Annotated in this window: 36 protein-coding genes; 16 read left to right on the top strand and 20 right to left on the bottom strand. The window is 62.1% G+C overall.

Features of this window, described 5'->3' with window-relative positions:
* Positions 1 to 33 precede the first annotated feature (33 nt).
* Positions 34 to 582, top strand: a complete 549-nt coding sequence (locus ACZ9EJ_RS13235) for an RBBP9/YdeN family alpha/beta hydrolase (protein ID WP_046635902.1) — start codon at positions 34 to 36, stop codon at positions 580 to 582.
* Positions 583 to 609: 27 nt separating this feature from the next.
* Here ACZ9EJ_RS13235 and ACZ9EJ_RS13240 read toward each other — a convergent pair whose 3' ends face one another.
* From ACZ9EJ_RS13240 to ACZ9EJ_RS13250, 3 genes are all read right to left on the bottom strand, one after another.
* Positions 610 to 996 (bottom strand): VOC family protein, encoded by a 387-nt coding sequence (locus ACZ9EJ_RS13240; protein WP_046635900.1) that lies wholly within the window; start codon positions 994 to 996, stop codon positions 610 to 612.
* 148 nt (positions 997 to 1,144) lie between these two features.
* Positions 1,145 to 2,014: an aldose 1-epimerase family protein gene (locus tag ACZ9EJ_RS13245; protein ID WP_046642098.1), complete on the bottom strand. Its 870-nt coding sequence runs from the start codon at positions 2,012 to 2,014 to the stop codon at positions 1,145 to 1,147.
* A 114-nt stretch (positions 2,015 to 2,128) separates the two neighbouring features.
* On the bottom strand, positions 2,129 to 2,536 hold the full coding sequence (locus ACZ9EJ_RS13250; protein WP_046642099.1) for a (R)-mandelonitrile lyase: 408 nt from the start codon (positions 2,534 to 2,536) through the stop codon (positions 2,129 to 2,131).
* Positions 2,537 to 2,963: 427 nt separating this feature from the next.
* Here ACZ9EJ_RS13250 and ACZ9EJ_RS13255 point away from each other — a divergent pair, with 427 nt between their 5' ends.
* The gene (locus ACZ9EJ_RS13255; RefSeq protein WP_046642100.1) at positions 2,964 to 3,590 is read left to right on the top strand and encodes a DUF1062 domain-containing protein; all 627 of its coding nucleotides are present in this window, start codon (positions 2,964 to 2,966) and stop codon (positions 3,588 to 3,590) included.
* On the opposite strand, the gene ACZ9EJ_RS13260 is transcribed toward ACZ9EJ_RS13255, so the two are convergent.
* A complete protein-coding gene (locus ACZ9EJ_RS13260) occupies positions 3,591 to 4,517 on the bottom strand; it encodes an SDR family oxidoreductase (RefSeq protein ID WP_046642101.1) in 927 nt (308 codons plus the stop codon).
* 96 nt (positions 4,518 to 4,613) lie between these two features.
* Between ACZ9EJ_RS13260 and ACZ9EJ_RS13265 the strand changes: the two genes are divergently transcribed.
* Positions 4,614 to 5,180, top strand: a complete 567-nt coding sequence (locus ACZ9EJ_RS13265; protein ID WP_046642102.1) for a TetR/AcrR family transcriptional regulator — start codon at positions 4,614 to 4,616, stop codon at positions 5,178 to 5,180.
* Positions 5,181 to 5,233: 53 nt separating this feature from the next.
* On the opposite strand, the gene ACZ9EJ_RS13270 is transcribed toward ACZ9EJ_RS13265, so the two are convergent.
* The gene (locus tag ACZ9EJ_RS13270) at positions 5,234 to 6,196 is read right to left on the bottom strand and encodes a DMT family transporter (RefSeq protein WP_046642103.1); all 963 of its coding nucleotides are present in this window, start codon (positions 6,194 to 6,196) and stop codon (positions 5,234 to 5,236) included.
* 92 nt (positions 6,197 to 6,288) lie between these two features.
* On the opposite strand from ACZ9EJ_RS13270, the gene ACZ9EJ_RS13275 reads away from it, so the two are divergent.
* On the top strand, positions 6,289 to 6,834 hold the full coding sequence (locus ACZ9EJ_RS13275; protein WP_046642104.1) for a MarR family winged helix-turn-helix transcriptional regulator: 546 nt from the start codon (positions 6,289 to 6,291) through the stop codon (positions 6,832 to 6,834).
* Between the two features lie 11 nt (positions 6,835 to 6,845).
* Here ACZ9EJ_RS13275 and ACZ9EJ_RS13280 read toward each other — a convergent pair whose 3' ends face one another.
* The gene (locus tag ACZ9EJ_RS13280) at positions 6,846 to 7,748 is read right to left on the bottom strand and encodes a DMT family transporter (RefSeq protein ID WP_046642105.1); all 903 of its coding nucleotides are present in this window, start codon (positions 7,746 to 7,748) and stop codon (positions 6,846 to 6,848) included.
* A gap of 176 nt (positions 7,749 to 7,924) precedes the next feature.
* On the opposite strand from ACZ9EJ_RS13280, the gene ACZ9EJ_RS13285 reads away from it, so the two are divergent.
* Positions 7,925 to 8,557, top strand: coding sequence for a LysE family translocator (locus ACZ9EJ_RS13285; RefSeq protein WP_046642106.1), 633 nt, complete (start codon positions 7,925 to 7,927; stop codon positions 8,555 to 8,557).
* A gap of 3 nt (positions 8,558 to 8,560) precedes the next feature.
* On the opposite strand, the gene ACZ9EJ_RS13290 is transcribed toward ACZ9EJ_RS13285, so the two are convergent.
* The 3 genes from ACZ9EJ_RS13290 to ACZ9EJ_RS13300 are packed head-to-tail and all read right to left on the bottom strand — an operon-like array spanning position 8,561 to position 9,675.
* On the bottom strand, positions 8,561 to 8,860 hold the full coding sequence (locus tag ACZ9EJ_RS13290; protein WP_046642107.1) for a type II toxin-antitoxin system RelE/ParE family toxin: 300 nt from the start codon (positions 8,858 to 8,860) through the stop codon (positions 8,561 to 8,563).
* Positions 8,857 to 9,120, bottom strand: a complete 264-nt coding sequence (locus ACZ9EJ_RS13295) for a type II toxin-antitoxin system ParD family antitoxin (RefSeq protein WP_046642108.1) — start codon at positions 9,118 to 9,120, stop codon at positions 8,857 to 8,859. Before ACZ9EJ_RS13295 ends, ACZ9EJ_RS13290 begins: the two co-directional genes overlap by 4 nt.
* A gap of 51 nt (positions 9,121 to 9,171) precedes the next feature.
* Entirely contained in the window at positions 9,172 to 9,675 is a 504-nt protein-coding gene (locus tag ACZ9EJ_RS13300; protein WP_046642109.1) for a GNAT family N-acetyltransferase, read from the bottom strand.
* A 119-nt stretch (positions 9,676 to 9,794) separates the two neighbouring features.
* On the opposite strand from ACZ9EJ_RS13300, the gene ACZ9EJ_RS13305 reads away from it, so the two are divergent.
* Positions 9,795 to 10,271, top strand: a complete 477-nt coding sequence (locus ACZ9EJ_RS13305) for a hypothetical protein (RefSeq protein ID WP_046642110.1) — start codon at positions 9,795 to 9,797, stop codon at positions 10,269 to 10,271.
* 10 nt (positions 10,272 to 10,281) lie between these two features.
* Here ACZ9EJ_RS13305 and trhA read toward each other — a convergent pair whose 3' ends face one another.
* The 3 genes from trhA to ACZ9EJ_RS13320 all read right to left on the bottom strand — a co-directional run bounded on the left by trhA (position 10,282) and on the right by ACZ9EJ_RS13320 (position 11,791).
* A complete protein-coding gene (gene trhA / locus ACZ9EJ_RS13310) occupies positions 10,282 to 10,947 on the bottom strand; it encodes a PAQR family membrane homeostasis protein TrhA (RefSeq protein WP_046635881.1) in 666 nt (221 codons plus the stop codon).
* Between the two features lie 86 nt (positions 10,948 to 11,033).
* Positions 11,034 to 11,366: a TraR/DksA family transcriptional regulator gene (locus ACZ9EJ_RS13315; RefSeq protein ID WP_046642111.1), complete on the bottom strand. Its 333-nt coding sequence runs from the start codon at positions 11,364 to 11,366 to the stop codon at positions 11,034 to 11,036.
* A gap of 14 nt (positions 11,367 to 11,380) precedes the next feature.
* Positions 11,381 to 11,791: a universal stress protein gene (locus ACZ9EJ_RS13320; protein ID WP_046642112.1), complete on the bottom strand. Its 411-nt coding sequence runs from the start codon at positions 11,789 to 11,791 to the stop codon at positions 11,381 to 11,383.
* Between the two features lie 199 nt (positions 11,792 to 11,990).
* Here ACZ9EJ_RS13320 and ACZ9EJ_RS13325 point away from each other — a divergent pair, with 199 nt between their 5' ends.
* Positions 11,991 to 12,854, top strand: a complete 864-nt coding sequence (locus tag ACZ9EJ_RS13325) for a VOC family protein (protein ID WP_046642114.1) — start codon at positions 11,991 to 11,993, stop codon at positions 12,852 to 12,854.
* A gap of 90 nt (positions 12,855 to 12,944) precedes the next feature.
* A complete protein-coding gene (locus ACZ9EJ_RS13330; protein WP_052754229.1) occupies positions 12,945 to 14,105 on the top strand; it encodes an AI-2E family transporter in 1,161 nt (386 codons plus the stop codon).
* A gap of 22 nt (positions 14,106 to 14,127) precedes the next feature.
* Here ACZ9EJ_RS13330 and ACZ9EJ_RS13335 read toward each other — a convergent pair whose 3' ends face one another.
* Complete coding sequence (locus ACZ9EJ_RS13335) at positions 14,128 to 14,520, bottom strand: DUF930 domain-containing protein (RefSeq protein WP_046635874.1); 393 nt, start codon at positions 14,518 to 14,520, stop codon at positions 14,128 to 14,130.
* Positions 14,521 to 14,817: 297 nt separating this feature from the next.
* Between ACZ9EJ_RS13335 and ACZ9EJ_RS13340 the strand changes: the two genes are divergently transcribed.
* The 6 genes from ACZ9EJ_RS13340 (at position 14,818) to ACZ9EJ_RS13365 (ending at position 19,371) form a co-directional block, all read left to right on the top strand.
* Positions 14,818 to 15,039 (top strand): type II toxin-antitoxin system HicB family antitoxin, encoded by a 222-nt coding sequence (locus ACZ9EJ_RS13340; protein WP_046642115.1) that lies wholly within the window; start codon positions 14,818 to 14,820, stop codon positions 15,037 to 15,039.
* Positions 15,040 to 15,045: 6 nt separating this feature from the next.
* A complete protein-coding gene (locus ACZ9EJ_RS13345; protein ID WP_251090850.1) occupies positions 15,046 to 15,300 on the top strand; it encodes a hypothetical protein in 255 nt (84 codons plus the stop codon).
* A gap of 204 nt (positions 15,301 to 15,504) precedes the next feature.
* Positions 15,505 to 17,613 carry a S9 family peptidase gene (locus ACZ9EJ_RS13350; RefSeq protein WP_046642117.1) on the top strand — a complete coding sequence of 703 codons (2,109 nt, stop codon included), beginning with the start codon at positions 15,505 to 15,507 and terminating at the stop codon, positions 17,611 to 17,613.
* A 284-nt stretch (positions 17,614 to 17,897) separates the two neighbouring features.
* Entirely contained in the window at positions 17,898 to 18,413 is a 516-nt protein-coding gene (locus tag ACZ9EJ_RS13355) for a DUF1697 domain-containing protein (protein ID WP_046642118.1), read from the top strand.
* 7 nt (positions 18,414 to 18,420) lie between these two features.
* Positions 18,421 to 18,960 (top strand): hypothetical protein, encoded by a 540-nt coding sequence (locus ACZ9EJ_RS13360; protein ID WP_046642119.1) that lies wholly within the window; start codon positions 18,421 to 18,423, stop codon positions 18,958 to 18,960.
* A 135-nt stretch (positions 18,961 to 19,095) separates the two neighbouring features.
* Positions 19,096 to 19,371 carry a hypothetical protein gene (locus ACZ9EJ_RS13365; RefSeq protein WP_046635864.1) on the top strand — a complete coding sequence of 92 codons (276 nt, stop codon included), beginning with the start codon at positions 19,096 to 19,098 and terminating at the stop codon, positions 19,369 to 19,371.
* A 9-nt stretch (positions 19,372 to 19,380) separates the two neighbouring features.
* Here the strand turns inward: ACZ9EJ_RS13365 and dmeF are convergent, their stop codons facing one another.
* From dmeF to ACZ9EJ_RS13385, 4 genes are all read right to left on the bottom strand, one after another.
* Positions 19,381 to 20,376 (bottom strand): CDF family Co(II)/Ni(II) efflux transporter DmeF, encoded by a 996-nt coding sequence (gene dmeF / locus ACZ9EJ_RS13370; RefSeq protein WP_046642120.1) that lies wholly within the window; start codon positions 20,374 to 20,376, stop codon positions 19,381 to 19,383.
* Between the two features lie 21 nt (positions 20,377 to 20,397).
* On the bottom strand, positions 20,398 to 20,682 hold the full coding sequence (gene dmeR / locus ACZ9EJ_RS13375) for a Ni(II)/Co(II)-sensing transcriptional repressor DmeR (RefSeq protein WP_285230027.1): 285 nt from the start codon (positions 20,680 to 20,682) through the stop codon (positions 20,398 to 20,400).
* Between the two features lie 83 nt (positions 20,683 to 20,765).
* Positions 20,766 to 21,107, bottom strand: a complete 342-nt coding sequence (locus tag ACZ9EJ_RS13380; RefSeq protein ID WP_046635860.1) for a type II toxin-antitoxin system PemK/MazF family toxin — start codon at positions 21,105 to 21,107, stop codon at positions 20,766 to 20,768.
* Positions 21,104 to 21,322, bottom strand: a complete 219-nt coding sequence (locus tag ACZ9EJ_RS13385; RefSeq protein ID WP_046635858.1) for an antitoxin MazE family protein — start codon at positions 21,320 to 21,322, stop codon at positions 21,104 to 21,106. Before ACZ9EJ_RS13385 ends, ACZ9EJ_RS13380 begins: the two co-directional genes overlap by 4 nt.
* 123 nt (positions 21,323 to 21,445) lie before the next feature.
* Here ACZ9EJ_RS13385 and ACZ9EJ_RS13390 point away from each other — a divergent pair, with 123 nt between their 5' ends.
* Positions 21,446 to 21,997: a hypothetical protein gene (locus ACZ9EJ_RS13390; RefSeq protein ID WP_052764703.1), complete on the top strand. Its 552-nt coding sequence runs from the start codon at positions 21,446 to 21,448 to the stop codon at positions 21,995 to 21,997.
* Between the two features lie 51 nt (positions 21,998 to 22,048).
* Here ACZ9EJ_RS13390 and ACZ9EJ_RS13395 read toward each other — a convergent pair whose 3' ends face one another.
* Positions 22,049 to 22,270 (bottom strand): hypothetical protein, encoded by a 222-nt coding sequence (locus ACZ9EJ_RS13395; RefSeq protein ID WP_046642121.1) that lies wholly within the window; start codon positions 22,268 to 22,270, stop codon positions 22,049 to 22,051.
* A 118-nt stretch (positions 22,271 to 22,388) separates the two neighbouring features.
* Here ACZ9EJ_RS13395 and ACZ9EJ_RS13400 point away from each other — a divergent pair, with 118 nt between their 5' ends.
* Positions 22,389 to 22,802, top strand: a complete 414-nt coding sequence (locus ACZ9EJ_RS13400; protein ID WP_007752925.1) for a MerR family transcriptional regulator — start codon at positions 22,389 to 22,391, stop codon at positions 22,800 to 22,802.
* A gap of 19 nt (positions 22,803 to 22,821) precedes the next feature.
* Here the strand turns inward: ACZ9EJ_RS13400 and ACZ9EJ_RS13405 are convergent, their stop codons facing one another.
* A complete protein-coding gene (locus ACZ9EJ_RS13405; protein WP_046642122.1) occupies positions 22,822 to 23,184 on the bottom strand; it encodes an HVO_A0114 family putative DNA-binding protein in 363 nt (120 codons plus the stop codon).
* A complete protein-coding gene (locus ACZ9EJ_RS13410; RefSeq protein ID WP_046642123.1) occupies positions 23,171 to 23,464 on the bottom strand; it encodes a toxin-antitoxin system TumE family protein in 294 nt (97 codons plus the stop codon). The genes ACZ9EJ_RS13405 and ACZ9EJ_RS13410 overlap by 14 nt, the downstream gene beginning before the upstream one ends.
* Positions 23,465 to 23,498: the final 34 nt, after the last annotated feature.

Raw genomic sequence — 23,498 nt, forward strand, 5'->3', positions numbered from 1 at the left:
AATGGTCGGTCGGCCTCAACGAAGGGACAAAGCATGACCGATTTCATTCATCTGCCCGGTATCGGCAATTCGGGAGACATTCACTGGCAAAGCCTTTGGGAGGCGGCCGATCCGGCCATCCGCCGTTTTTCTCCCGCAAGCTGGGACCAACCTGATCTGGCCGATTGGATCGCGGCGCTGGAGCAGAGCGTGCGCGAGACGGAAGCGCCACCCATTCTCGTGGCCCATAGCCTTGCCTGCCTGCTCGTCGCCCATTGGAGCGCGGTGACCTCCCTGCCGATCGCAGGCGCGTTTCTCGTCGCCGTTCCCGACCCTTCGTCTCAGGCATTTCCGGCTCAGACCGCGGGCTTTGGAATGGTTCCGCAGGAGCGTTTTCGCTTCCCTTCGTTGATCGTGGCCAGCACCGATGATCCCTACGGTTCGATGTCATACGTCGAAACCAGGGCGGAGCAATGGGGTAGCGAACTGGTCGTGATCGGCGCGGCGGGCCATATCAACGGTCAAAGCGGTTTGGGCGGCTGGCCGAAAGGCCGCGCGCTTCTAAAGACTTTTGAAAACCGTATCTCGAGTGAGAACGCCTGAGGGGTCGAAGCCTTTTGTCTCGCCGTCTCAATAATCGTCGCTGATCTCGAGCCAGTAGCCGTCCGGATCCTGCAGGTAGATAGACCGCACGCCGTCACGGCGGATATGGATCATGCCCTCGTTTCTCGCCAGATCGCTATATGTCGTGCCGGTTCCGGCGATATGGGCGATCGTGCCATCGAGGTCGGTCACGGCGATGCAGAGATGCGTCGACATGGTGACATAGGTGGCGCCGAAATCACCTTCGATCAGGTGGATGGAGTGGTCGTCGCCGATGCCGAACCAGCGGATGTTCGGTTTGCCGACCTTGCACTCGATTTCCGGCAGGCGCAGGACCTGCCGGTAGAAATCAGCGCTGCGGGTGAGATCGCGGACTCTGATGGACAGATGGTTTATGCGAAGCGACGCGGCCATGGTTTCCTCCAGCGGCACCCGCGGAACCGCCTGAGGTCAGGGTGGGTCCTTGTCATGGACAATGATCGGGCGGCCATTGCAGCCGGGAATGCCTGCGCCAGTCATAAACCCAATGTGGCGCGGCCGGAAGCCGGGATGGCTCCGGACGCTAGACCGGCAGCTCCACCGTGAAGGCGAAGCGGGCCTTTTCGCCGGATGCAAGAACCACGCCGTAGGGCCGCCTGGCGAGATCGTCGGACCCGCCGAGTTCGGCCGCCGTACCGTGCCAGGGTTCGATGCAGATGAAGGGCGCGCCGGGTTTCTGCCAGAGCGCCAGGTTCGGCAGGTTGTCGAAGGAGAATTTGAGCGCGGGGCCGCCTTCGGCGGCATAGGTCAGCCCCTCGCCGGCCCCCTCGGCAAAGATCATCGCATCCGCCTCGAACATCGCATGGTCGAGCGTCAGCTTGCCGGCCTTGAAGGGGGAGGCAAGTTTTTCCGGCTTTATCAACCCGCCTTCGAGCCGCGTCAGGGCCGGTTCGGCGCCGTTGTCGAGGGTGATGGTGTGGGCCTTGCCGGCCGCGCCGGGGATCGGCCAGACGAAGGCCGAGTGGAAACCGAGGCCGAAGGGCATCGGCTTCGAATCACGGTTTTCGACCTCGGCCGCGACCGTCAGCGCCCGGCCGTTGAGCGCATGCTCGACCGCCAGCAGGAATTCGAACGGGTAGACGGCGCGTGTCGCGTCGGAGGCGGCGAGTTCGTAACGGCACATGGTCGCGCTCGACGCGGCAAGCGTAAATTCGCTGCGGCGGGCAAAACCGTGCTGGCTCAGCTCGTAGGACCTGCCGTCGATGCTGATCCGGTTTTCCGGGGCCTTGCCGACGATTGGAAACAGAACAGGCGAGCGGCCGTTCCAGAAGGCGGCATCGCCATTCCAGAGGAACGAGCGGCCATCGGCCGCCGTCAGCGCCTGCATCTCCGCGCCGAGCGAGGAAATGTCGACGGTCAGGTCCTGGTTGGAAATGCGGGTCTGGCTCGGCACGGCAGCGTCTCCTGGTTCCGGTTCGGAATATGCCTCATCTTCGCGCGCCAGACGTTTCCGTTCAATGACGCGCGAGATCTTTTTGAACGTCGAAAGACGCCGAGCCGGTTCGGCTCAGTCTTTCGCGACCTCGGCTGCATATTCATCGTCGGTCACCGCGCCCAGCCATTCCGCCGTGCTGCCGTTCAGCGCTTCCTGGATGGCGATATGGGTCATGGCGGTGGTGGCGGTTGCGCCGTGCCAGTGTTTTTCGCCGGGCGGGAACCAGATCACGTCGCCGGGCCGGATCGCCCGGACCGGCTCGCCCCAGACCTGGGCCAAGCCCAAGCCGGCCGTGACGAGCAGCGTCTGGCCGAGCGGGTGGGTGTGCCAGTCGGTGCGCGCACCCGGTTCGAAGGTGACCGAAAGGGCGCGGACCCGGGCCGGCTCCGGCGCCTCGACGATCGGATCGAGCCGGACGGTGCCGGTGAAATATTGTGGCGGCGCCTTGGAAGGCTGCGATCCGCTGCGCTTGATGTCCATGGTACGATCCTCGCTGAACGACTGGTTTGGCTTCATATAGGTCAGGACCGCATATAGGTCACAACGGCCGCGGCGCGACGTCCAAAAAATCTTGACTTCGATTTTCGCATGCTTATCCCTTTCAGTCGAAGAGCGTCGGCCTTTGAGGTTCAGTTTGCCTAAGTAATCCCCGGTCTCGACAGGTTCACCCTCCCATGCTGGACGAGCGATGACGCTTGTCCGCGTGGGAACACTGTTCATCGGGGTGGCGGCTTGAGACCGGTTTGGCATTGATCGTGCCAGTGCGGCCTTACGCTGCCCTGAACCGTCCGACGACAACCTCCGACGCTCCCTTCGTCCGGACCTTCGCCACACCGCGTGCGCCCCCAAGAGGGCTTCTTGAGTGCCGTTTCCCGCATGAACTTCCTGACCGGAAGATCAAAACGGCATGTGCGACATCCTCCATCTCGAATGGACAGCAACCCTCAAAACTCCACCCCGGCCGATCCTTGCCTGCAGCACCTGCGGCGGCCCGAAACCCTTCCGCTCCAGCGGCCGCATCCGCCTCAATGCCAATGGCAAGCGGCTCGATGCCTGGCTCATCTACAGATGCATCGCCTGCGACGGCACCTGGAACCGGCCGGTCTTCGAGCGGCAGAGCGTCCGGGCGATCGATCCCGCCATGCTCCACGCGATGCAGGCGAGCACGCCGGACTTCGTGACCCGCATCGAATTCGACGCGCAGGCGCTGAAAGCCAAGGCCGGACGCATCGAGGAAAGCGACGACATCGAGACGCGCAAGGCGGTGCTGCGCCACGATGCGGACTGGCGGCGGATCGCGATCACGCTTGCCCTGCCCCATCCCACCGGCCTGCGGCTCGACCGTCTGCTGGCTGCGGAACTGCCGCTGTCGCGCAGCCGGCTGCAGGTGCTTTTCGACAGGCAGGAGATCCGGGTCGCGCCGGAGCGGAAGGATGCGCTGAAACGCGGCATCCGCGACGGCACCGTGGTCACGCTCGACCTGCGCGACGAGGCCGAGCGAATGGCGATCGGGAGGGCGGCGATGGGCGGCTGATCAGCGATAGCCCGTAGCGTCGGCCGGCTTGCCGGGCTCCTGAACCTCTTTCATGTAGCGCCAGCAATCCGGCCGCGAGCCGTCGACATCGTCGAACTCGTAAACCTTGGCGAGGCCGCCGCTCGACAGCGACTGGCCGTTCCAGCGTGCCCGGTCCGGATCGGCGGCAAGCGCTGATACCGCCCGGCCGATAAAGCGCGGGGTTTCGGAAATGCAGAAATGCGGCTGGGCGACGAGGGCGTCGCGCCAGTTCTCCTCGCTCACCTTGTAGATATCCAGCATCATTTCGGAGCGCAGCCAGCCCGGCGTGATCGAGACCGAGGTGCTGCCGACCTTCTCCAGATCCTTGCCATGCGCCCAGGCGAGCCGGGTGACCGCCGTCTTGCAAAGATCGTAGAAGGGCGAGAGCCGGTAATGTTCGGCATTGTATTCCGCCGTGCCATCGGTGACCTCGACCAGCAGGCCGCCCGGCTTCTCGATCATCAGCTTCAGCGCATGATGGGCGGTGATCAGGTGGGTATCGAGCTCCAGCCGCAGCATGCGCAGGCCGTTTTCCAGATTGTGCTCCCAGACCGGCTTGTCCCATTCGAACAGATGTTCGCCGCCCCAGATGTCGTTGATCAGGATGTCGAGCCTCCCCTGCTCCTGGCGGATGCGCTCGACGAGCGCTGCGACATCCTCCGGGACGAGATGATCGAGCGGCACTGCGATTCCGGTACCGCCGGCTTGCGTCACCAGGTCGGCAGTGTCCTCGATCGTCTCAGGCCTTCGGTATTCGGATTGCTTCTGCCGCGTCGTTCGTCCGGTCACGTAAACGGTTGCGCCGGCCGCCCCGAGCTCCACCGCGATACCCCGCCCGGCACCCCGCGTGGCACCCGCCACCAGCGCGATTTTTCCCTCAAGCGGCTTTTTGTACACGTGCGACATGACTGCTCCTTCCCTTCCGGTTCCTTATGGTTAGAACTGGCTTTCCAAATCGAGGCAATATATAAACGTTTATTCGTTTATAATCCGAGAGGCAAGATGGCGCGACCGAAAACCATGCCGGACAGGGACGTACTGGCGGCGGCACTGAAGGTGATGCATGAAAAAGGTCCGGAGGCGCTGACCTTCGCCTCGCTCGCCGCGGCCTGCGGCCTTTCCGCCTCGACGCTGGTGCAGCGCTTCAGGAACAAGGAAGAACTTGCCCGCGCCGCGCTGCTGTTTGCCTGGGACGACCTGGATGCCAAGACGGAAGCGGCGATCGCCGCCGCGCCGAGGACGCCTGAAGGTGCCGTGGACATTCTCGTCGCGCTTTCCGGAGACTATGGCGGCATCGAAGCCTATGCCGAAGGCCTGCTGATGCTGCGGGAGGATTTTCGCGATCCGCGCCTGCGCGCACGCGGCAGCGCCTGGGGCGCGGTGATTTCCACCGCGATCACTGCCTGTTTTGCATCGACCCCCTGCACGCCGGACAATATCGGCATGCTGATGGCTTCGCAGTGGCAGGGCTGCCTTCTCTGGTGGGGGTTCAATCCGGCGGGGCCGATCGACGCGCATGTGCGCAGGAGCCTGGAAGCGTTCGTGGCGGCGGTGCTGCCTCGGAAATAGAAAAGGCCCGGACTGCCGGGCCTTTCATTTACCTTCCAACTCAACCTCCCGGTTCAGGCGATCTTGCCGCTGCGCCGCGGGCGAAGAAGGGTGGCCAGCCTGCGGCAGGCGATCAACAGAGTTTCCGTCTTCAGCGACACGATCGCGACGCCGGCAAGCACGATCGCGGTGGCGACGATCTCTCTCGGGCTCACGGGTTCACCCAGCAGGACAAAACCGAGGATAATCGTCCAGGGCGGCAGGAAATAACCGTTCATCGAGCCGATCGTCGGGCCTGCCTTCTTGAGGATGTTCATGTAGAGAACGATCGGCAGGGCCGTTCCGAACACCCCGAGAACGAGAAGCAGCGGCAGGTTGTCGAGTGCCGGAGAGAAGGCCGAAAGACCGCCGAGATAGAGCACCACGGCGAAGGTGGGCAGGCCGGAAAACAGCTGCTGTCCCAGCGCCAGCCGGACCGGCTGAGCACCTGGAATGCCGCGCACATAAAGATTGCCGAGTGCATAGCTGACCGCGACGATGGCCACGGCGCCGACGCCGCGAAGGCTGACGTTGTCGGCACCGAGCGCTGCCGGGCCGATCAGCAGGACCATGCCGCCGAAGCCGGTTGCAAGCCCGAGCGCCACTTTCGGCGTCAGCCGCTCGCTCGCAAACAGCGCCTGCGCCAGAACCGCGACGACGAGCGGCGTGGAGGCCTGAATCATCGATGTCAGGCCCGCCGAAATTTCCGTCAGCGCATAGGCGGTCAGGCTGTTCGGCACGACGCCCTGCAGGAAACCGAGAACGACCCAGTCGCGCATTTCCCGGCCGCGCGGGAGAATATTGTGGCCGGAGACGATCATCCAGGCGGCGATCAGCGTGCCGCCCATCAGCCCTCGCACCGCCGTCAAAGCCAGCGGCGACAGCGCGGTGCCGGCAATCTTCAGCAGAATGAAGGCGCTTCCCCACAGAAACGAACAGGCAAGCATCTGCACGATCAGCGGGATTTCAAATGGCTTTCTTGCGGCGATCGAAGGCATGGTCGGTTCCTCACCTATTTATCTTCACGTGAAGATATTTGCTCCCGATTTATCTTCATGTCAAGATAGTTTTATCGAGACGGAGAATCGGAATGGCACGGACGCAAAAAACGCAGGATCACATCGACCGGGCGCGGGCCCAGTGGGCCAGACAATTGCCGGACCTCGATACGGGGCCGATGGAAGTTCTCGGCCGCATCTACCGCCTGTCGCGGCTGGTCACGCCGTCGATCGAGGCGACATTCGCATCGTTCAACCTTGACCGCGGGGAATTCGACGTGGTCGCGACGCTGCTGCGCTCCGGTCCGCCCCATCGGCTGACCCCGACGGAACTCTACCGGTCGCTGATGATCGCGTCCGGCAGCCTCACCCATCGGCTCGGTCGGCTGGAAAAGGCCGGCCTGATCAAGCGCGTCCCGTCCGACAACGACGGCCGCAGTCTGGCGGTGCAGCTGACGGACGAAGGCGCCAGGCGGGCGGAGGCCGCGTTCCGGCAGGACATGGCGAACGAGGCGGAAGCCATCGCGGGCTTTGATCCGGACAAGAAGGCGCAGCTTGCGGGCCTGCTGCGGGAACTGAACCTCGCCGTCGAGGCCCATCTATCCGGCAAGACGACGGGAGAGCCGACGCAGGACTGACGACCGCCATATCACACCGCCGAGAGCTTCCTGCGCGCCGGCAGGGTCATGGCGGCAACGCCCGCGACCACGCAGATCAGGCCCGCCCATGCGCCCGGATGCAGGCTTTCGCCGAGGAAAACGACACCGATCGCCACCCCGACCGGCACCCGCAGATAGGCCTGCGACGTTGCGCCCACCGAGCCGAGCGTCTGCATCAGCCGAAAATAGATGACGAAGGCAAGTGCCGTCGAAAAGACCGAGAGCGCGACCAGCGCGAGGATCGAGTCCAGTGCGGGTGCAAGCGTCCAGGGCCTGTCGACGATCAGGCTTGCCGGCACCAGCAGCGCCGCGCCGCAGACGAGCGAGCCCGCGGCCGGCATGATCGGATCGAGGCCCTTGAAGTTCTTGCCGAAGATCGCGGCACCGGCATAACACACCGTGGCCAATACGATCGCCAGCTGTGGCACGAGCCCCTCCCCGAGGCCCGACAGCGCCTCTACACCGATGACCATGCAGATGCCGACAAGCCCCGCGCCGACGCCGAACAGTTTTCGCACCGTCACCGCCTCGTGGCGGGTGATCAATGCGGTGATCAGGAAGGCGAAGATCGGCGTGGTCGAATTGAGGATCGCGGCAAGCCCGGCATCGGTCGACTGCTCGGCCCAGGCAATCAGCGTGAAAGGGATGGCGCTGTTCAAGCAGGCCTGGAACAGAAAGCGCGCCCATGTCGCCCCTTCGCGCGGCAATTTCAGGCCGCGCCAGCGGATGACGGCAAGCAGCACCGCTCCAGCGATCAGCGTCCGCAACGCGATCAGCGTCACCGGCGGGATGGTCCCGACGCCGATCTTGATGAACGTATAGGAAGCGCCCCAGAGCGTGGAGAGCGCGAGAAGCAGCGCCAGTTCCCTGGTCATATTCGGTGTGTTCGGCATGATCTCGGCCTGTCTGTTCGCATTTCGATGCGGGGGTTCTAAGTCAGGACGCAGGGCGGATGCTTCGGTGCGGATCGAAGTGTTCTCAAGCTGCAGTGCTCGACGGGCTGCGCTGAGCGCACTTGAAGCGGGGCGCCGCCTGTTGCAATGATGCGGGTTCATTCAAGGAACAAGACATGCCCTCGACCGAGCTGTTTCTCGCCTTCCTCGCCACCACCGCGGTCTTCGCCTATATCCCCGGCCCGGCCATGCTTTATGCCGCGGCCCAGACGCTGGCGCGCGGGCGGTGGTCGGGCCTGATGGCCTCGCTCGGCATCCATATCGGCGGATATGCGCATGTGTTTGCCGCCGCCGCCGGGCTTTCGGTGCTGTTCCATGCGGTGCCGATGCTCTATCTGGCGGTGAAGCTGGCGGGGGCGGCCTATCTCGTCTGGCTCGGCATCTCGCTGTTTCGCGCCAAGGCGGCCGGCGATCTCGAGCTTCCGGAGATTGCCCAGAAATCCGGCCGGCGCGCGTTTTTCGAAAGCATCACGGTGGAAGTGCTGAACCCGAAGACGGCGATCTTCTTCCTCGCCTTCCTGCCGCAGTTCATCGACGCCTCGGCCGCCTTCCCCATCTGGCTGCAGTTCGTCATCCTCGGCACGATCGTCAACCTGATGTTCTCGTCGGCCGATATCGTCTGTGTGCTGCTGGCCGGCGCGGTGATTACCCGGCTGAAGCGTTCGAGCGGGGCGCAAAGGCTGATGCAGAGGGCTGGAGGGGCGCTGCTGGTCGGGCTCGGCGCGCATCTGGCGCTGCAGCGGAGCTGAGAATCATTCGTCGGGGAAGAGGATGGCTTCGTAGTCCTGGGCGCCGTTGAGAATGTGCAGGATGTAAATCCGCTCGTCCACGATCCGGTAAAAGATCAGATAGTTGCCGTGAGGTATTCGACGGATGCCGCTTGGTTCATGCCCCGGCATGAGCGGGTATCGTAAAGGCATGTCTGATAGGGCCATGCTTCGTCCGACGATTTCACGTACGAAACTGATGGCGCGTCGGGGATTGCTTTGCTCGATATAGGCCCATATCCGGTTGAGGTCGCCACGCGCTTCGGGCGTGAAGATGACGATCACGCAGTGCGGTCTTTCATCCCGGCCGCATAACGCGCCTCGAAATCGGCCAGAACCTCTTCGGCAGGCGTTCCTCTCCCAGCTTCAGAATCCGCCAGCCCGCGGGCCAACGCATCCTCAAGTTCCACGCGTCGCCGCTCCTTGATCTGCAGCAGCCGGAGGCCTTCCCGCAGAACGTCGTCGCGCGAATCGTAACGTCCGGCATTCACCAGCTCGTCGACATAGTTTTCCAGATGTCTTCCGAGATTATCATCGCTGGCCATGGCACTATTCCTTTGGCAAGAGAATACCAAGTTCGATAGCCGTTATCAACGTCACCCCGTAACCTTGAGCTCCATGCAGGTCAGGTCCAGCCAGCGGCCGAACTTGGTGCCGACCTCGGAAAACGTGCCGGCGGTGCGGAAGCCGAGTTTTTCGTGAAGGCCGATCGAGGCGGTGTTTCCGGCCTCGATGCAGGCGACCATGACGTGGATGCCGTTTTCGGCGGCGCGGCCGATCAGGTCCCGCATCAGCATTCCCCCGATGCCGCCGCCGCGGAAATCGCGGTGGACGTAGACGGAATGCTCGACCGTGTGGCGGAAACCGTCGAAGGCGCGCCAGTCGCCATAGGAGGCGTATCCGGCGACCTTGCCGTCGACATCCGCAACCAGAACCGGGAAGCCACGCGCCTTGCGGGCGGCGAACCATTCCTTGCGGTTCTGGAGATCGACGAGAACCTCGTTCCAGATCGCCGTCGTGTTGGCGACCGCGTCGTTGTAGATCTCCATGATCACGGGGAGATCGGCTTCGGTGGCGTCGCGCACGAGCGGCTGGGTCATCTTGTCTTGTCCATCATGATGCAATTCCGTCCACTATAGCAGACGATCGAGCGGCGAGTCCAGATTGTTGGCGTCCGGCTCTTCTGATAGCGTCATCGGCATTCACGCGGGAGGGCGGAATGCGGTATTTCCTGATGGTTCTGGCATGGCTGGCCACCGTGCCCGCGGCCTCCGCCGCCGAATGGCAGACCTACAGCAATGCCCGCTTCGGCTACCGTGTCGAGGTGCCGCCCGGGTTCAAGATGGCACGGGCGCCCGACAATGACGACGGCCGGACATTTACCGGCGCCAATGGCGACCGCATTCTCGTCTTCGGCACAAATCTTCTCGACACCGCCTTCGAAGGCGAGGCCTCGAACCGCATCATGCAGGCGATGGACGATGGCTGGCAGATTTCCTATTCGCGGGTCGAGGCGGATTGGGCGAGCTATTCGGGCGCCAAAGATGGCCGCATTCTCTATGTGCGCGGCGTGCAGCTCTGCGACGATGCGGCGGCCTTCATGATGATCGAATACCGCGGCCGAGACCTCAAGGCCTATGACGCGATCGTCAAGCGGATGGTCGCAAGCCTGAAGCCGGTCGGCTGCGCCCGATAACCGGTGACGATCAAGAACCGCCGGAGAGGCTGAAGCAGGTCATGACCGCGCCGTAATGGACGGCGGCGGCGGCGACCACGAAACCGTGCCATATCGCATTCTGGAAACGCAGCCGTTCCCAGACGTGGAAGATAACTCCCAGCGAATAGATGAAGCCGCCGATGACGATCAGCCAGATGGTGACGGCGGGCAGATATTGCGAGATCGTCCCGGCGACCATCACGCCGCTCCAGCCCATGGCGAGATAGAGCAGGATTGCCAGCTTGTCGTAACGGCCCGGAAACAGGCATTTCAGCGTTATGCCGAAAATGGCGGTCGCCCAGATCGCCAGGAGCATGGCGAATATCCAGGGGTCGTGCGCGCCACGCTGCAGGAAAGGCGTATAGGTCGCTGCTATCAGGATGAAGATCGCCGAATGATCGAGCCGCCGCAGCACCCATTTGGTGCGCGAGTGCGGCCAGATATTGTAGGTGAACGAGATCGACAGACAGATGATCAGTCCAAGGCCATAGATCCAGGCGGCGGCGATCTCCCCATGGCTCGACCAGACGGTCGCGTAGAAGATCAGAGCGGTGGCGCCGACCAGCGCAAACACGATGCCGACGCCGTGGATGATGCCATCCGCAACGATCTCGTGAAAATCGTATTTCCGCCCGAAATTGAAAAACTCGTTCATCCGCCCTTCCGCCTGCCTCGCCCTTAAGAATGAGCACGACCGTGGCGGAAGGCAAGAGAGGGACGATTCACATTCCGTTTCCCGCGTTAAACTTCGTCCGCCACCTCGCCGGCGCATGTCTGGCAGAGTGACGTGTGCGGCACGGCATCCAGGCGTTTCTCGGCGATCGGCTGGCCGCATCGGGCGCAAATGCCGAAGGTGCCGGCAGCGATGCGGTGAAGTGCCGCATCGATCGCCGCAAGCTCCCGTTCGCCGGTTTCGCCGAGTTCTTCCAGTACTTCGTCATTGTTGCGTTCGACGGCGCGGTCGTCGTCGTCAGGATTGCGGGGCGTGACGAAATCCTCTTCGATGCGGTTCAGGCGCCTTTCCAGTTCGGCCTTCCTCGCTCTCAGGATGCTGCCATATCTTGTCGTATCCATGGTTCCGTCCCCTTTCAGCGGTCGACAAGGACCGAACAGGTTGCGTGGCGCACGATGCGGTCGGCGGTGGCGCCGATCAGATAGTTCGACAGGTCCGGAATATGCGAGGCCACGATGATCAGATCGGCGCCCTGCTCTTCAGACGCCGCGAGGATTTCGCGCGCCGGCGAGCCCTGGCGGATCTCGATGTCAGCCTCGACGCCGACTTTCTGGCGAAGATCGACGAGCTGCCGTTCGGCATCCTGACGGGCTGCGACGGTCAGATCAACGGTCAGGTCGGAGACAAGATACGCGGGCATGTCCTCCACCACGTTGACGATCAGGATGGTACCGTCCCCGTCCAGCAGGTTCGATGCGTTGCGCAGGATGCGTTCGCCCTTTTCCAGAGCGGAGACATCCACTGCGACGATAATCTTCTTGTACATGCGATCTCCTTCAGGCCTTTCGGCCTATCGTAGCTTAACGTGGTTCGAGCCGCGTTGACCAAGGTCAAATGCCCGTTGATCGTCTACAATTTGGAGACGATCAATCGCCATTTTGCGCTCTTCCGTGAACGATGGACATCGGCCATATAAGTTGCAACAGGCCGTTTCGGCCGCCCGACGCCGCTTAAAGGATTTCGATATGTCCGATGTCACGCAGCCATTCGCCCTCACTCGCCCTGCCCATGTCCGCGGCGCGCATCTGGTCGTCAGCGACCTGCCCCTGGTGTCCGGCTTCTACCAGAACATCATCGGCCTGAAGGTCATCGAGAAGAATCCCAGCGGCGAGGTGCTGGGCGTCGGCGGCCAGCCGCTCCTGACGCTTTCGACAGGCAAGAACGTCGCCCGCGCGCCCCGCAATGCGGCGGGCCTGTTCCACACCGCCTTCCTGGTGCCGAACCGACAGGCGCTTGCGCACTGGCTGGCCCATTCCGCCCACAACAATATCAGGCTGGACGGTGCGTCCGATCACCTGGTCAGCGAGGCGATCTATCTTTCCGACCCGGAAGGCAACGGCATCGAGATCTACCGCGACCGCACGCCGCAGGAATGGACCTACCATCCGGACGGCACTGTCGCCATGGCGACCGAACGCCTGAACCTGCAGGAACTCTACAACAGCGCTTCGAAAGAGGCCTTCGACGGCATGGCGGACGGCACCGCTGTCGGCCACATTCATCTGCAGGTCGGCGATATTCCGCAGGCCGACGCCTTTTATCGCGACGTGCTGGGCCTGAAGGTCATGGCGCGGTATCCCGGCGCCAGCTTCTTTGCGACCGGCGACTACCACCACCATATCGCTGCCAATATCTGGAACAGCCGTGGCGCGCAGGCGCGCGAAGGCAATATGACCGGGCTCTCGGACTATACGGTCCGGTTCAACGACAAGGCGGCGCTCGACAGGGCACTGACGGCGCTCGACGCCCAGGAGATCGCAGCCACCAAAACCGCCGAAGGCTGGTCCCTGAAAGATCCGTGGGGCATCGGCCTGACGCTCGCCGCCTGAGCCCGATCATCCCCGTTTTTCGCGCAGAAGCGGCGCTCCGGAACCGGAGCGTCGCTTTTGCGTTGAGAGGCATCACGGGGACCTCTGGACATGACAATCATGAGTGCGCGCGGCAATGGCAAGCTGAGGAAATCCCTGACGGACATGTCGGCGCAACGCAAGGACGCGGCCCTGCGTCCGGAAGATATCGAGGCCGCCGAGAACCTGCCGCTCGGGCGCGAGGCGCTCGACGTGGCGATGGCATGGGCAGTCATCGGCATTTTCGCGATCGTATTCTTCTCGCTCGTCCATTACATGTCGTTGATCCTGATCCCCGTCACGCTCGCCATCGTCGTCGGCCTGATCCTCGGGCTCGTCGCGGATCGCCTCGGCAAGGCGGGCGTTCCCCGTTTCGGCATTGCCTTCATCCTGTCGACGCTGGTTTTCGCGGTCCTGTTCCTGATCATCAACTCGCTCGCCGAACCGGTCGCGACGCTGATCCAGGAAGGCCCCAGTTTCATCGAGCGGACAATCAACCGCATCAAGCCGTTCCTCGAAAGCCAGCATTGGCTGAACGTCTCGCCCGCGACATTCGAAACCGGGCCGATGTCGATGCAGTCGCTGATCGAGAATTCCGGCAACATTCTCGGCATCGTCACCGCCAACCTGACCCCCGCCATCATCCAGGGGATGATCTTCTTTGCGGCCCTGCTGCTCTTCCTCTACGGCCGGGTGCGGCTGCGGCGCACCATCATTCTCGCCTTTCCGACACGCCGCCAGCGGCTGATGGCGATCCGGGTGCTCAACTCGATCGACCAGGTGCTCGGCTATTATTTCGCGACCGCCAGCCTTCTCTATCTGGGGCTCGGGGTGGTGATGGCGCTGATCGCCTATTTCGGCGGGCTTTCCATGCCGATCCTGTGGGGACTGTTCGCTTTCGTCTCAAGCTTTATCCCGTTCCTCGGCATCACGCTGATGACCGTTTCGGTCGCGATCGCCGGCATTCTGACCCATGACGCCCTGTTTCTCGGCCTGATCCCGGCGATTGTCTTCTTCACCGTCCATCTTGCCATGGAGAACCTGATCTTCCCGGCGATCATGGGCCGGCAATGGGAGATCAATCCCTTCATCGTCTTCATCGCCATCCTGTTCTGGACCTGGATGTGGGGCGCGGTCGGGGCGATGCTCGCCCTGCCGCTTTCCCTGATCATGATGACGGTGCTGAACGAACTTTTCCCCGACCGCAAGACCGTGCCGCACCTGCCGGGATGACCTCGTTCGTCGAGATATTACGCTACTCGTAGAGGTAATATTTTTCCCATTCCTCGCGCGGGACCTTCGAGCCGATCTTGTAGTCGAAGGACATCACTTTCAGGCCTTCGTCGCCGGTCTCGCATCTGTATTTGAGCCGGTACCAGTCGCCGGCGCTGCGGAAAACGGCCCCCGGCGCACGGATGGCGTTGCCGGCCTCGATCGGATCGCCGAACGTGTAGGCAATCACCTTGTCCGGTTTGAACTCGCCCTTGTTGTCTTGCTTGATGCGATCCATCGCCTCGATATCGCAGCGCTGTTCGCGCCGCTCGTCCGGGGCGAGCGCATCGAGCTGCCGGACGATCCGGGCATCGAGCGCATGCGCCGGCAGGGCGGAAAGAAGGGCCAGCGCAGCGAGTGACCAGGTTTTTATCATGTCATTTCCTATCCAATATGACTCGGACGGGCGGAAACTATGAGACGGCTGCGCAATTGACCACCTACCAGAACGGGAAATAGGCTGATGTGATCGGGCTGGGTAATGGGGCGGAAGCTGAGCAAGCGTCTGCGAGGAATTGGGTATTTCCTGTGCAGCGCCGCGATCCGGAAGCTCTCACTATAAGGTTAGCCATCCGATGATGCGCGAAATTCTGACCGTGCCTTTCTAACGACCGATCAAGCCAGTATATATTCGTAAGCTTGTGCAATTTATCGACGCTGTGAGGGCTTTCTCATGAGTCCATTGCGATATTCCGTTCTGGTCTCCCCGCTTTCTGCCGAAGACGGCGGTGGTTTTCTGGCAACGGTGCCGGATCTTCCCGGCTGCATGAGCGATGGCGAGACACCGCAGGAAGCACTTTCCAACGTGCAGCATGCGATCGAAAGCTGGATCGAGGCGGCGCAGGACATGGGGCGCGAGATTCCTGAGCCTTCACGGCAAGCGGCATTCGGGTAATTGCCGGTGATCGAGGATTTGCCGCTGCCGCTCTCGGATGCCAAGAAGGAGCAGATCAAGCTCCGTGCGACATTTCTGAACAATATCGGGATCGGCGCCATTCTTGTCGGCGTATTCACGCCGATCATTCGCGCGATGTACGAGCCAGCTGCAGTATCAGGGGATCTGGTCTCCATCGGTGGGACTATGGCGGTTTGCTTTTTGTTCGGGGGAGCATTACATTTCGCGGGTGGTTGGATCTTAAGAGGGCTCAGCAAATGACACGTGAGCAAATAATCCTGCTTCTGATGCCAGCGGTTGGTTTGGCATTCGTCGTTGCTTTCGTGTTCTGGCAGAGCTGGCTTGATGGCGTGCTTCCCAATCAGAAGCCCAGGAAGAAGTAAGCTCCCCTCGCCTTCCCCGCTTGCCTCGCGGCCAAGCGCCCCCTATCTCTGGCACTCCTCGCCTCACAACCGGAGTGCTTCCTTGGCCACCTCCCGCACATCGCCTTTCGCCAATCTTCCCGCCGCTCCCGTTGCGCCCAAGAAGCCGGTCTCCGATACACGCCACGGCATTACCCGCACCGACGACTACGCCTGGTTCCGGGCCGACAACTGGCAGGCGATGTTCAAGGATCCGTCGCTCCTCGATCCGGAAATCCGCAAGCATCTGGAGGCCGAGAACGCCTATATGGAAGCGGCGATGGGCGACACGGCCGAGCTTCAGAAGGTGCTGTTTGCCGAGATGCGCGGCCGCATCAAGGAAGACGACTCGTCCGTGCCGATGAAGGACGGGCCGTTCGCCTATGGCACGCTTTTCGTGACCGGCGGCGAGCAGCCGCGTTATTTCCGCACCCCGCGCGACGGCGGCGAGAAACAGCTCCTGCTCGACGGCGACAAGGAAGCGGTGGGCAAGGACTATTTCCGCCTTTCCGGCATCGACCACACCAGCGACCATTCCCGCGGCATCTGGGGTTACGACGACAAGGGTTCGGAATATTTCACGCTCCGCATCCGCGACCTTGCGACCGGCGAAGATCTGGCCGACGTGATCGAAAATACCGGCGGCGGCGGGGTGTGGGCGCCTGACGGCAAGAGCTTCTTCTATACCCTGCAGGACGAGAACCACCGGCCGTCAAAAGTCTTCCACCACATCGTCGGCCAGCCGCAATCGGAAGACCGCCTGGTCTACGAGGAAGAGGATCCGGGCTTCTTCATGGGCGTCGGCGGCTCGCTGCTCGACGACTTCATCTATATCGACATCCACGACCACGAGACGTCGGAATACCGGCTGCTCTCGACCAAGGACCTGACAGCGGAACCGGCGCTGGTCGCAGAGCGCGAGGAAGGTATCGAATATTCGATGACCGAGGGCGGCGACGTCTTCTACATCCTCACCAATGATGGCGACGCCAAGGACTTCAAGATCATGCAGACGCCGGTCAATGCACCGGGCAAGCAGAACTGGACCGAGGTCGTGCCGCACGAGCCTGGCCGGCTGATAATCAGCCACATGGCGTTCGCCCGCTATCTGCTGTGGCTGCAGCGCAAGGACGGACTGCCGCAGATCATCATCCGCGACCGGACGACCGGCGAGGAGCACGCGATCGCCTTTGCCGAAGAGGCCTATTCGCTCGGCCTGCAGGGTGCCGCCGAATACGACAGCGACGTCATCCGCTTTTCCTACTCCTCGATGACGACGCCGAGCCAGCTTTACGACTACGACATGACCACCCGCGAGCGGGTGCTCCTGAAGACCCAGGAAGTGCCGTCGGGCCACAATCCGGACGACTACATCACCCGCCGGGTGATGGCGCCGGCGCATGACGGCGAACTGGTGCCGGTCTCGCTGCTCTACCGGAAAGATACGCCGCTCGATGGCTCGGCCCCCTGCCTGCTCTACGGCTACGGCGCTTACGGCATCACCATTCCGGCCGGGTTCTCGACCAACAACCTGTCGCTCGCCGATCGTGGCTTCGTTTATGCCATCGCCCATGTCCGCGGCGGCAAGGACAAGGGGTTTGCCTGGTACGAGACCGGCAAGATGGAATTCAAGGAGAACACGTTCAAGGACTTCATCGCCGCCGCCGACCATCTGGTGGCCCAGGGCTTCACCTCCTACGAGAACATCATCGCCGAGGGCGGTTCGGCCGGCGGCATGCTGATGGGCGGCATTGCCAATATGGCGCCGGAAAAGTTCGCCGGCATCATCGCCGCCGTTCCCTTCGTCGATGTCCTGAACACCATGCTCGACGACACGCTGCCGCTGACCCCGCCGGAATGGCCGGAATGGGGCAACCCGATCGACAGCCTGGAAGAATACCAGTGGATCGCCGCCTACTCGCCCTACGACAATGTCGGCGCAAAACCCTATCCGCCGATCCTCGCCATTTCCGGCCTGACCGACCCGCGCGTCACCTATTGGGAGCCGACCAAATGGGTCGCCAAGGTCCGCGAATTCTCGACCGGCACCGCGCCGATCCTCTTGAAGACCAACATGGCCGCCGGCCATGGCGGCAAGTCGGGACGTTTCCAGCGGCTGGAAGAGATCGCGTTTGAGTATGCGTTTGCGATCAAGGTGGCGGGGAAGATGTAAGGGGTCTGCCAGGGAAGGCGGGCCGTGTGATACCCCCCTCTGCCCTGCCGGGCATCTCCCCCTCAAGGGGGGAGATTGGCTAGGAGCCTGCTCACCGCTCTACATTCAACGTCTCATCCTGCGCCCCCGCATGACGCTTGTTTGGAAGTGATGGTCGCGCCGCTTGTGATCTCCCCCCTTGAGGGGGAGATGCCCGGCAGGGCAGAGGGGGGCTGGCTGGCGATGCCCTTCAATGCATGTTGGCGACACCAAAACGCTAACGGGTTGCCCTTGGGAGGTGAGAAATGGCAGTCTATGTTGCCCTGCTTCGCGCGGTAAATGTCACCGGCACCGCGCTCCAGATGACCGAGCTCAAGGCGATCTGCGAAGGGCTCGGCTTCACGGACGTCAAAACTTACATCCAGAGCGGCAACGTGCTGTTCCTATCTGACGAGGCCGAGGCCAAGGTTGCCGACAGGCTGGACGACGCGCTGGGCCAGAAATTCGGCAAGAAGCCGGGCGTGATGGTGCGCTCGACCGGAGAGCTGGAGGCGATCGTCGAAAATGCGCCCTTCCCCGATGCCAAGCCGAATTTCCTGCTTGTGCACTTCCTGCCCGAGAAGGCCCACAAAGATGCGCTCGACAACATGGTGGCGCCGGATGGCGAGCAGGCTGTCGTCGCCGGGCGCGAGATCTATGTCCATTATCCGATCGGCTCGGGCAGATCGAAGCTGAAGCTGCCGGCGCTGAAACCCGGCACGTCGCGCAATCTCAACACCGTGCGCAAGCTCGCAGAACTGGCCCGCGCCATGGAAGGCTGAGCGGCCAATGGCGGGCATCATCATTCCGATCGTCTGTTATGCCGTGATCCTCTGTGTGCTCGGCGTGGCCGGCTGGTCCGTCTGGCGGCAGCGGAAGACCAGGCCGCCTGCCTGGCCGCCCTACCCTCTGATCAATGCGACCGAGGAGGAGATGGATCGGCGCCGTGCGGAGGTGCGCGACAGGCTCTCGCACAAGGCGCTCGGGGCAGAGCGGATGCGCCTTGTGTGGCAAAAATTACAGCAGGCCAAGATCGGCGAAGGGCTGATCCACGAATTCCACCGCGACTTCTGCGGCCACGGCCTGATCCGCACCGAGACCGGCATCATTCTCTGCGACATCCAGGACGGCTTTCATCCGGGACCCGCCATCGCCACCTGGGCAAGCGAAGAAGAGTTCGTCGCCTTCTTCTCCCGCCAGAGCGATTTTACCTTAAGTGGCTGGGATCCAGCCGAACCCGTCTTCTACACGCAAGATACATGGTATCGGCAGAACCAGCGGCTCACCCAGGCGATATTCGACCGGTTCCTGGGCAGCCGGAACGGATAAGGAACGACCCGAACAGCCGTTCACCGACGTATTTTTGTCAAGCCCCTGTCGTCAAACTGAAACACCGATCGCAAGCTTCGCACAAGGTTCGCGCGTTAACCATTTGTTAACCATTTTGAACACGGGCGTTTCGCCATGAAGATCGATAGCGGCCTCAACGGCTATTATTATCCCAACCGGGCACAAGAGATGGACCGGAAAGTCGAAGAAGCGCCTCAGCGCGAGACTGTCGCTGCCCAGCGTTCGCCGAATGCCTTGACGGGAAGTAGCACGCTGCTGTCGTCTTCGCTTGCCAATGCGCTCTGGGTCATGGAAATCGACGATGCGGGCTCCGCAAACGTCGATATGCAGGTCCGAGGCGTCCGGAAGGACTGGGTCGAAGGCCGCTATCAGGAATTCGCCGAATTCTAAAACTTCCCGTTACGCTGCTCCAGTCGGCGTAACCTCCACCGTCACATGCGACAGATCCCGGATGCCCCGGAGCTTATCCTTGTAGAAGGACGGCGCCTGGGGTTTTGGCGTGACCAGCGCGACGATCGCCGCATGGTGCCCCGGCCCTACCTGCCAGACATGCAGGTCCGAGATCCGGTCCTCCTCCGTCTCCACGCTCCGGCGGATCTTGCCCGCCAGTTCCTCGTCATCCGCTTGTGCGTCCAGAAGCACCGTTGCTGTCACGCGGATCAGCCCCCAGGACCAGCGGGCGATCACCAGTCCGCCGACCAAGCCCATGGCCGGATCCAGCCAGGCCCAGCCGTAGGACCGGCCGAGAATGAGGGCGACGATCGCCAGGACCGAGGTCAGCGCATCGGCGAGGACATGCAGGTAGGCGGCGCGCAGATTGTGGTCCTTGGCCGCGGGTTCATGCGCATGGGCGCCGTGATGGCCGTGGTGCCCGTGATGATGGCCGCCGTCATGGGCGTGACTGCCGTGATGGGCATGGCCGCCACGATGAGAATGATGGTGATCCTCCCGGAGCAGCCAGGCGCTGAGCAGGTTGACGGCCAGCCCGACCACCGCCACGAGAATCGCCTGATCGAAATCGATCGCCACCGGATTGGCGAACCGGACGAAACTCTCCCAGGCGATCAGCAGCGCGATCAGGGCGAGCACGATGGCGCTGGCAAAGCCGGCGAGATCGCCGAGCTTGCCGGTGCCGAACGTATAGCGCGGATTGCGGGCCTGGCGACGGGCATAGAGATAGGCGAGCGCCGCAATCAACATGGCGCCGGCATGGGTGGACATGTGCCAGCCGTCGGCGGTCAGCGCCATCGAGCCGAAGATCGAGCCGGCGACGATTTCCGCCACCATCATCGTCGCGGTCAGCGCGATCACCAGCCAGACCTTGCGCTCGTTGCGCTCGTGGTCGGCGCCCAGAAACACATGCTCGTGCTTAAGCTCTTCGACGGGGTCGGCCATGGTCTTCTCCTTCATTCTCGATCAGCGGATATAGGTGCGGAGCGCCTCGGCGAGTTCGTCCACCGCCTGCGCCCGCTGTTTCTCGTCATCGGCATGAAGGATATGCTCGCGCAGGTGATCCTCCATGACTTCTCCGGTGAGCCCGGAAAGCGCACCGCGGATGGAGGCGAGCAACTGCAGCACCTCGCCGCAGGGCGTCTCGGCCTCCAGCGCCCGCTCGACCGCTTCCATCTGCCCCTTCAGCCGGCGCACCCGCGCCAGAAGCTTTGCCTTTTCCCGAATGGTATGCGCCACGAGCGTCTCCATGTAGTATAGGGGGGTACCCTATATAAATTCGGATCGAGCTACAATTGGGTCCAGTTTTCCGGTCGGCGAGGTTTAAAGCAGGCCTAAGCCAAACGTGGGGATGCGAGGCCGAGGAAAACCAGCGCGGAGCGATTGAGGCGCAGGATGTCGTCGTCGCGCAGCCGCCCCAAACGTTCACCGATCTTGCTGCGCGGAACTGTGGCGATCTTGTCGACCATCAGCCATGAGGCCTGATGCAGGCCATTGCCTTCATCAGGCCGCACGTGGAGGCGGAACAGCGGAGCATCCACTTCATAGGTCGTGAAGATGCAGATCGTGACCGAATCCGTTCCACTGAAGCTATCATCCTGCATTACGACACAGGGGCGCGGCTTACCGGCATAGTCATTGCCGCCGGAAACAGTCCAGACCTCCCCGCGCTTCACTCGTGGGCCCAGTCCGCAATAGAATCGATAAAGGCCTGGTCTTCGTCAGCGCCGGCACTTGCAGCCGCCGCGAGTGACTGGCGATATGCCTCGGCTTTGAAGGCAGCAGACCGGACATCCGGAACCCAGATTTGTACCGGCCGCAGGCCTTGGTCCCGCAACCGCTCCCGGTGTTGCCGAACCTTTTCTCGCGATGATCTAGGCTTTACCGGCATCAGTAGCCCCAAAGGTTACATGTAACCATATCCAGGATGCCGATTTAACGCAAGTCAAATCCGAAAGCTCCGTGCAGGTTTCGCGACCTAAGCCGCTAGTGGTCTCACACGAGGAGAGTCGCGATGACGACGATCGGCAGCAGCAGCCCTTATTACGCATCTCTTTACAATGTCCTTGGCAAAAGCGGCGGCGACAAGAACGCGTCGGGCGGCAGCGCCAAGGACTATGGGGCGCCGCAGCAGTCCGTGTCGGGCGGCATTACCGGCAGCGATACAGTGTTCGGCGCAAAACTGGCCGATGCCCTCTGGACGATGGAAAGCCAGGGCGTCGAGGTCGACCAGGACGCCGGCGACACCTGGCTTGGCGAGGCGCCCTCGACGAAATACGAAGACGAGTTCATGGAACTCGCCAACAAGACCCTGGCCGAGCGCATCCGCGAACAATATCTCAAGGATCACGATCTCACCGAAGACGATCTCAAGGGCATGTCGGCGGAAGAGCGCGACGCGGTCGAAGCGGATATCCGCAAGGCGATCCTCGAAGCTATGGGCGTCAACGACCAGAAGCAGGAAACCGCGATGGACATGGGCGGTAACCCGGCGGCCCTGGCACAGGGCAACGCGCAGAAACAGCAGCAGAACGGCACCGAGGACGATCCGCTGCTCTCCATGTAAGGTTACAAGCCTTCTCCGGCCACAGCCCTGCCAATCAGGGCAGTGGCCGTTTTACGTTGGGCGATCGGCGCCATTGTCGTTGGCGATCATCGCGGGCAGTTCCTCGTTTGCATGCCTTTCGTGCTCCCATTGCGGATGCGACCGCCGCAGCATCTCCATCGCGAGGACCAGCCACATGCCGGCCACGGTGGCGACCAACGCCCAGAACAGCCGGAGGATATCCCGCGAAGCCCCGTCGAACCTGGCGTGGCAATGGCTGCAGCATCCGTTCATGGCGTCACCTTTCCTTTGTTTCATCCGGCCTTTGTTTCCCTCGACCCGCTTGTCTTCATGCCGGCGACTGATTAGATAATTCCTCTAGTGACTAGAGCTACAAGAGGAATTTGCGGCCATGCTGTCGATCGGCGATCTTTCGAAACGCACCGGCGTCAAGGTGCCGACCATCCGCTATTACGAGCAGATGGGCCTGATCGAAGCGGCCGAACGTTCGGAGGGCAATCAGCGGCGGTATGAGCGAAACGATCTCGAACGGCTCGCCTTCATCCGCCATGCCCGCGACCTCGGGCTCGATATTCCGGCGATCCGCGAGCTGATCGCCCTCAGCCAGCATCCCGACCTGCCTTGCGCCAATGCCGACCGAATCGCCGCCGATCACCTGACCGCCGTGCGCGAAAAGATCGAGAAGCTGAAGAAGCTGGAACACGAACTCGAACGGATCATCTCACACTGCGACGGCCATTCGATCGAGGATTGTTATGTGATCCGGGCACTATCGGATCATGGGCTGTGCGAGGGGGAGCATTGACGGCTGCAGCCGGTTTGCATCAGGCTGCGGCTTCTATGTCGAATTCGAAGTGGATTCTGTCGTAGGGAAAGACGATCCCGCCGCCCTCGGCTTTGTCGATCACACCACTGACAAGCAACATGTCCACGTCGCCGTAAACACCCTTGAAATCCCGGCCCACCCGGCGGGCAACCTCGCGAATGCTCAAAGGCCCCTGCCCCGTCATCGCTTGCACAATTTCGAGACGTTTGGGCGCCAGAACACGATGAAGCATTTCCCAGGAAGGGAAGGACAATACGCTTGTTGCAGACCGATGTTCACCGGCCTCTACCGCCTTAACGGCCTCTGAAACCGAGCTCATGGACTGTTCGAGGGTCTCGATCTTCACTCTAAGCATTGTCATGCAGCCATCCTCTCACATCAGCCGTGAAATCGGCCAAAAGCTGGTCGATATCTTTGAAAAAATATGCCGTTTCCAATGCGCCGAAATGCCTGTGATCGCCTTTGCCGGCCTCGTTGTCATATCGCAACACGCACTCGCCTCCAGCCACCAGCGCCATGCTGTACTTGAACTTGTGAGCGCTTCCGCGTAGCGAAGCCGGCACACGCCAGACCACGATTTCAACAAACACGCCTTCACGCAGATAGCTACGCGTCTTCTGAACCAATGTCGCTTTCGCCATCGGCGGCCCCGTGATGCCTGATGTAATATACCCC

Source organism: Neorhizobium sp. USDA 3394, assembly GCF_056280385.1.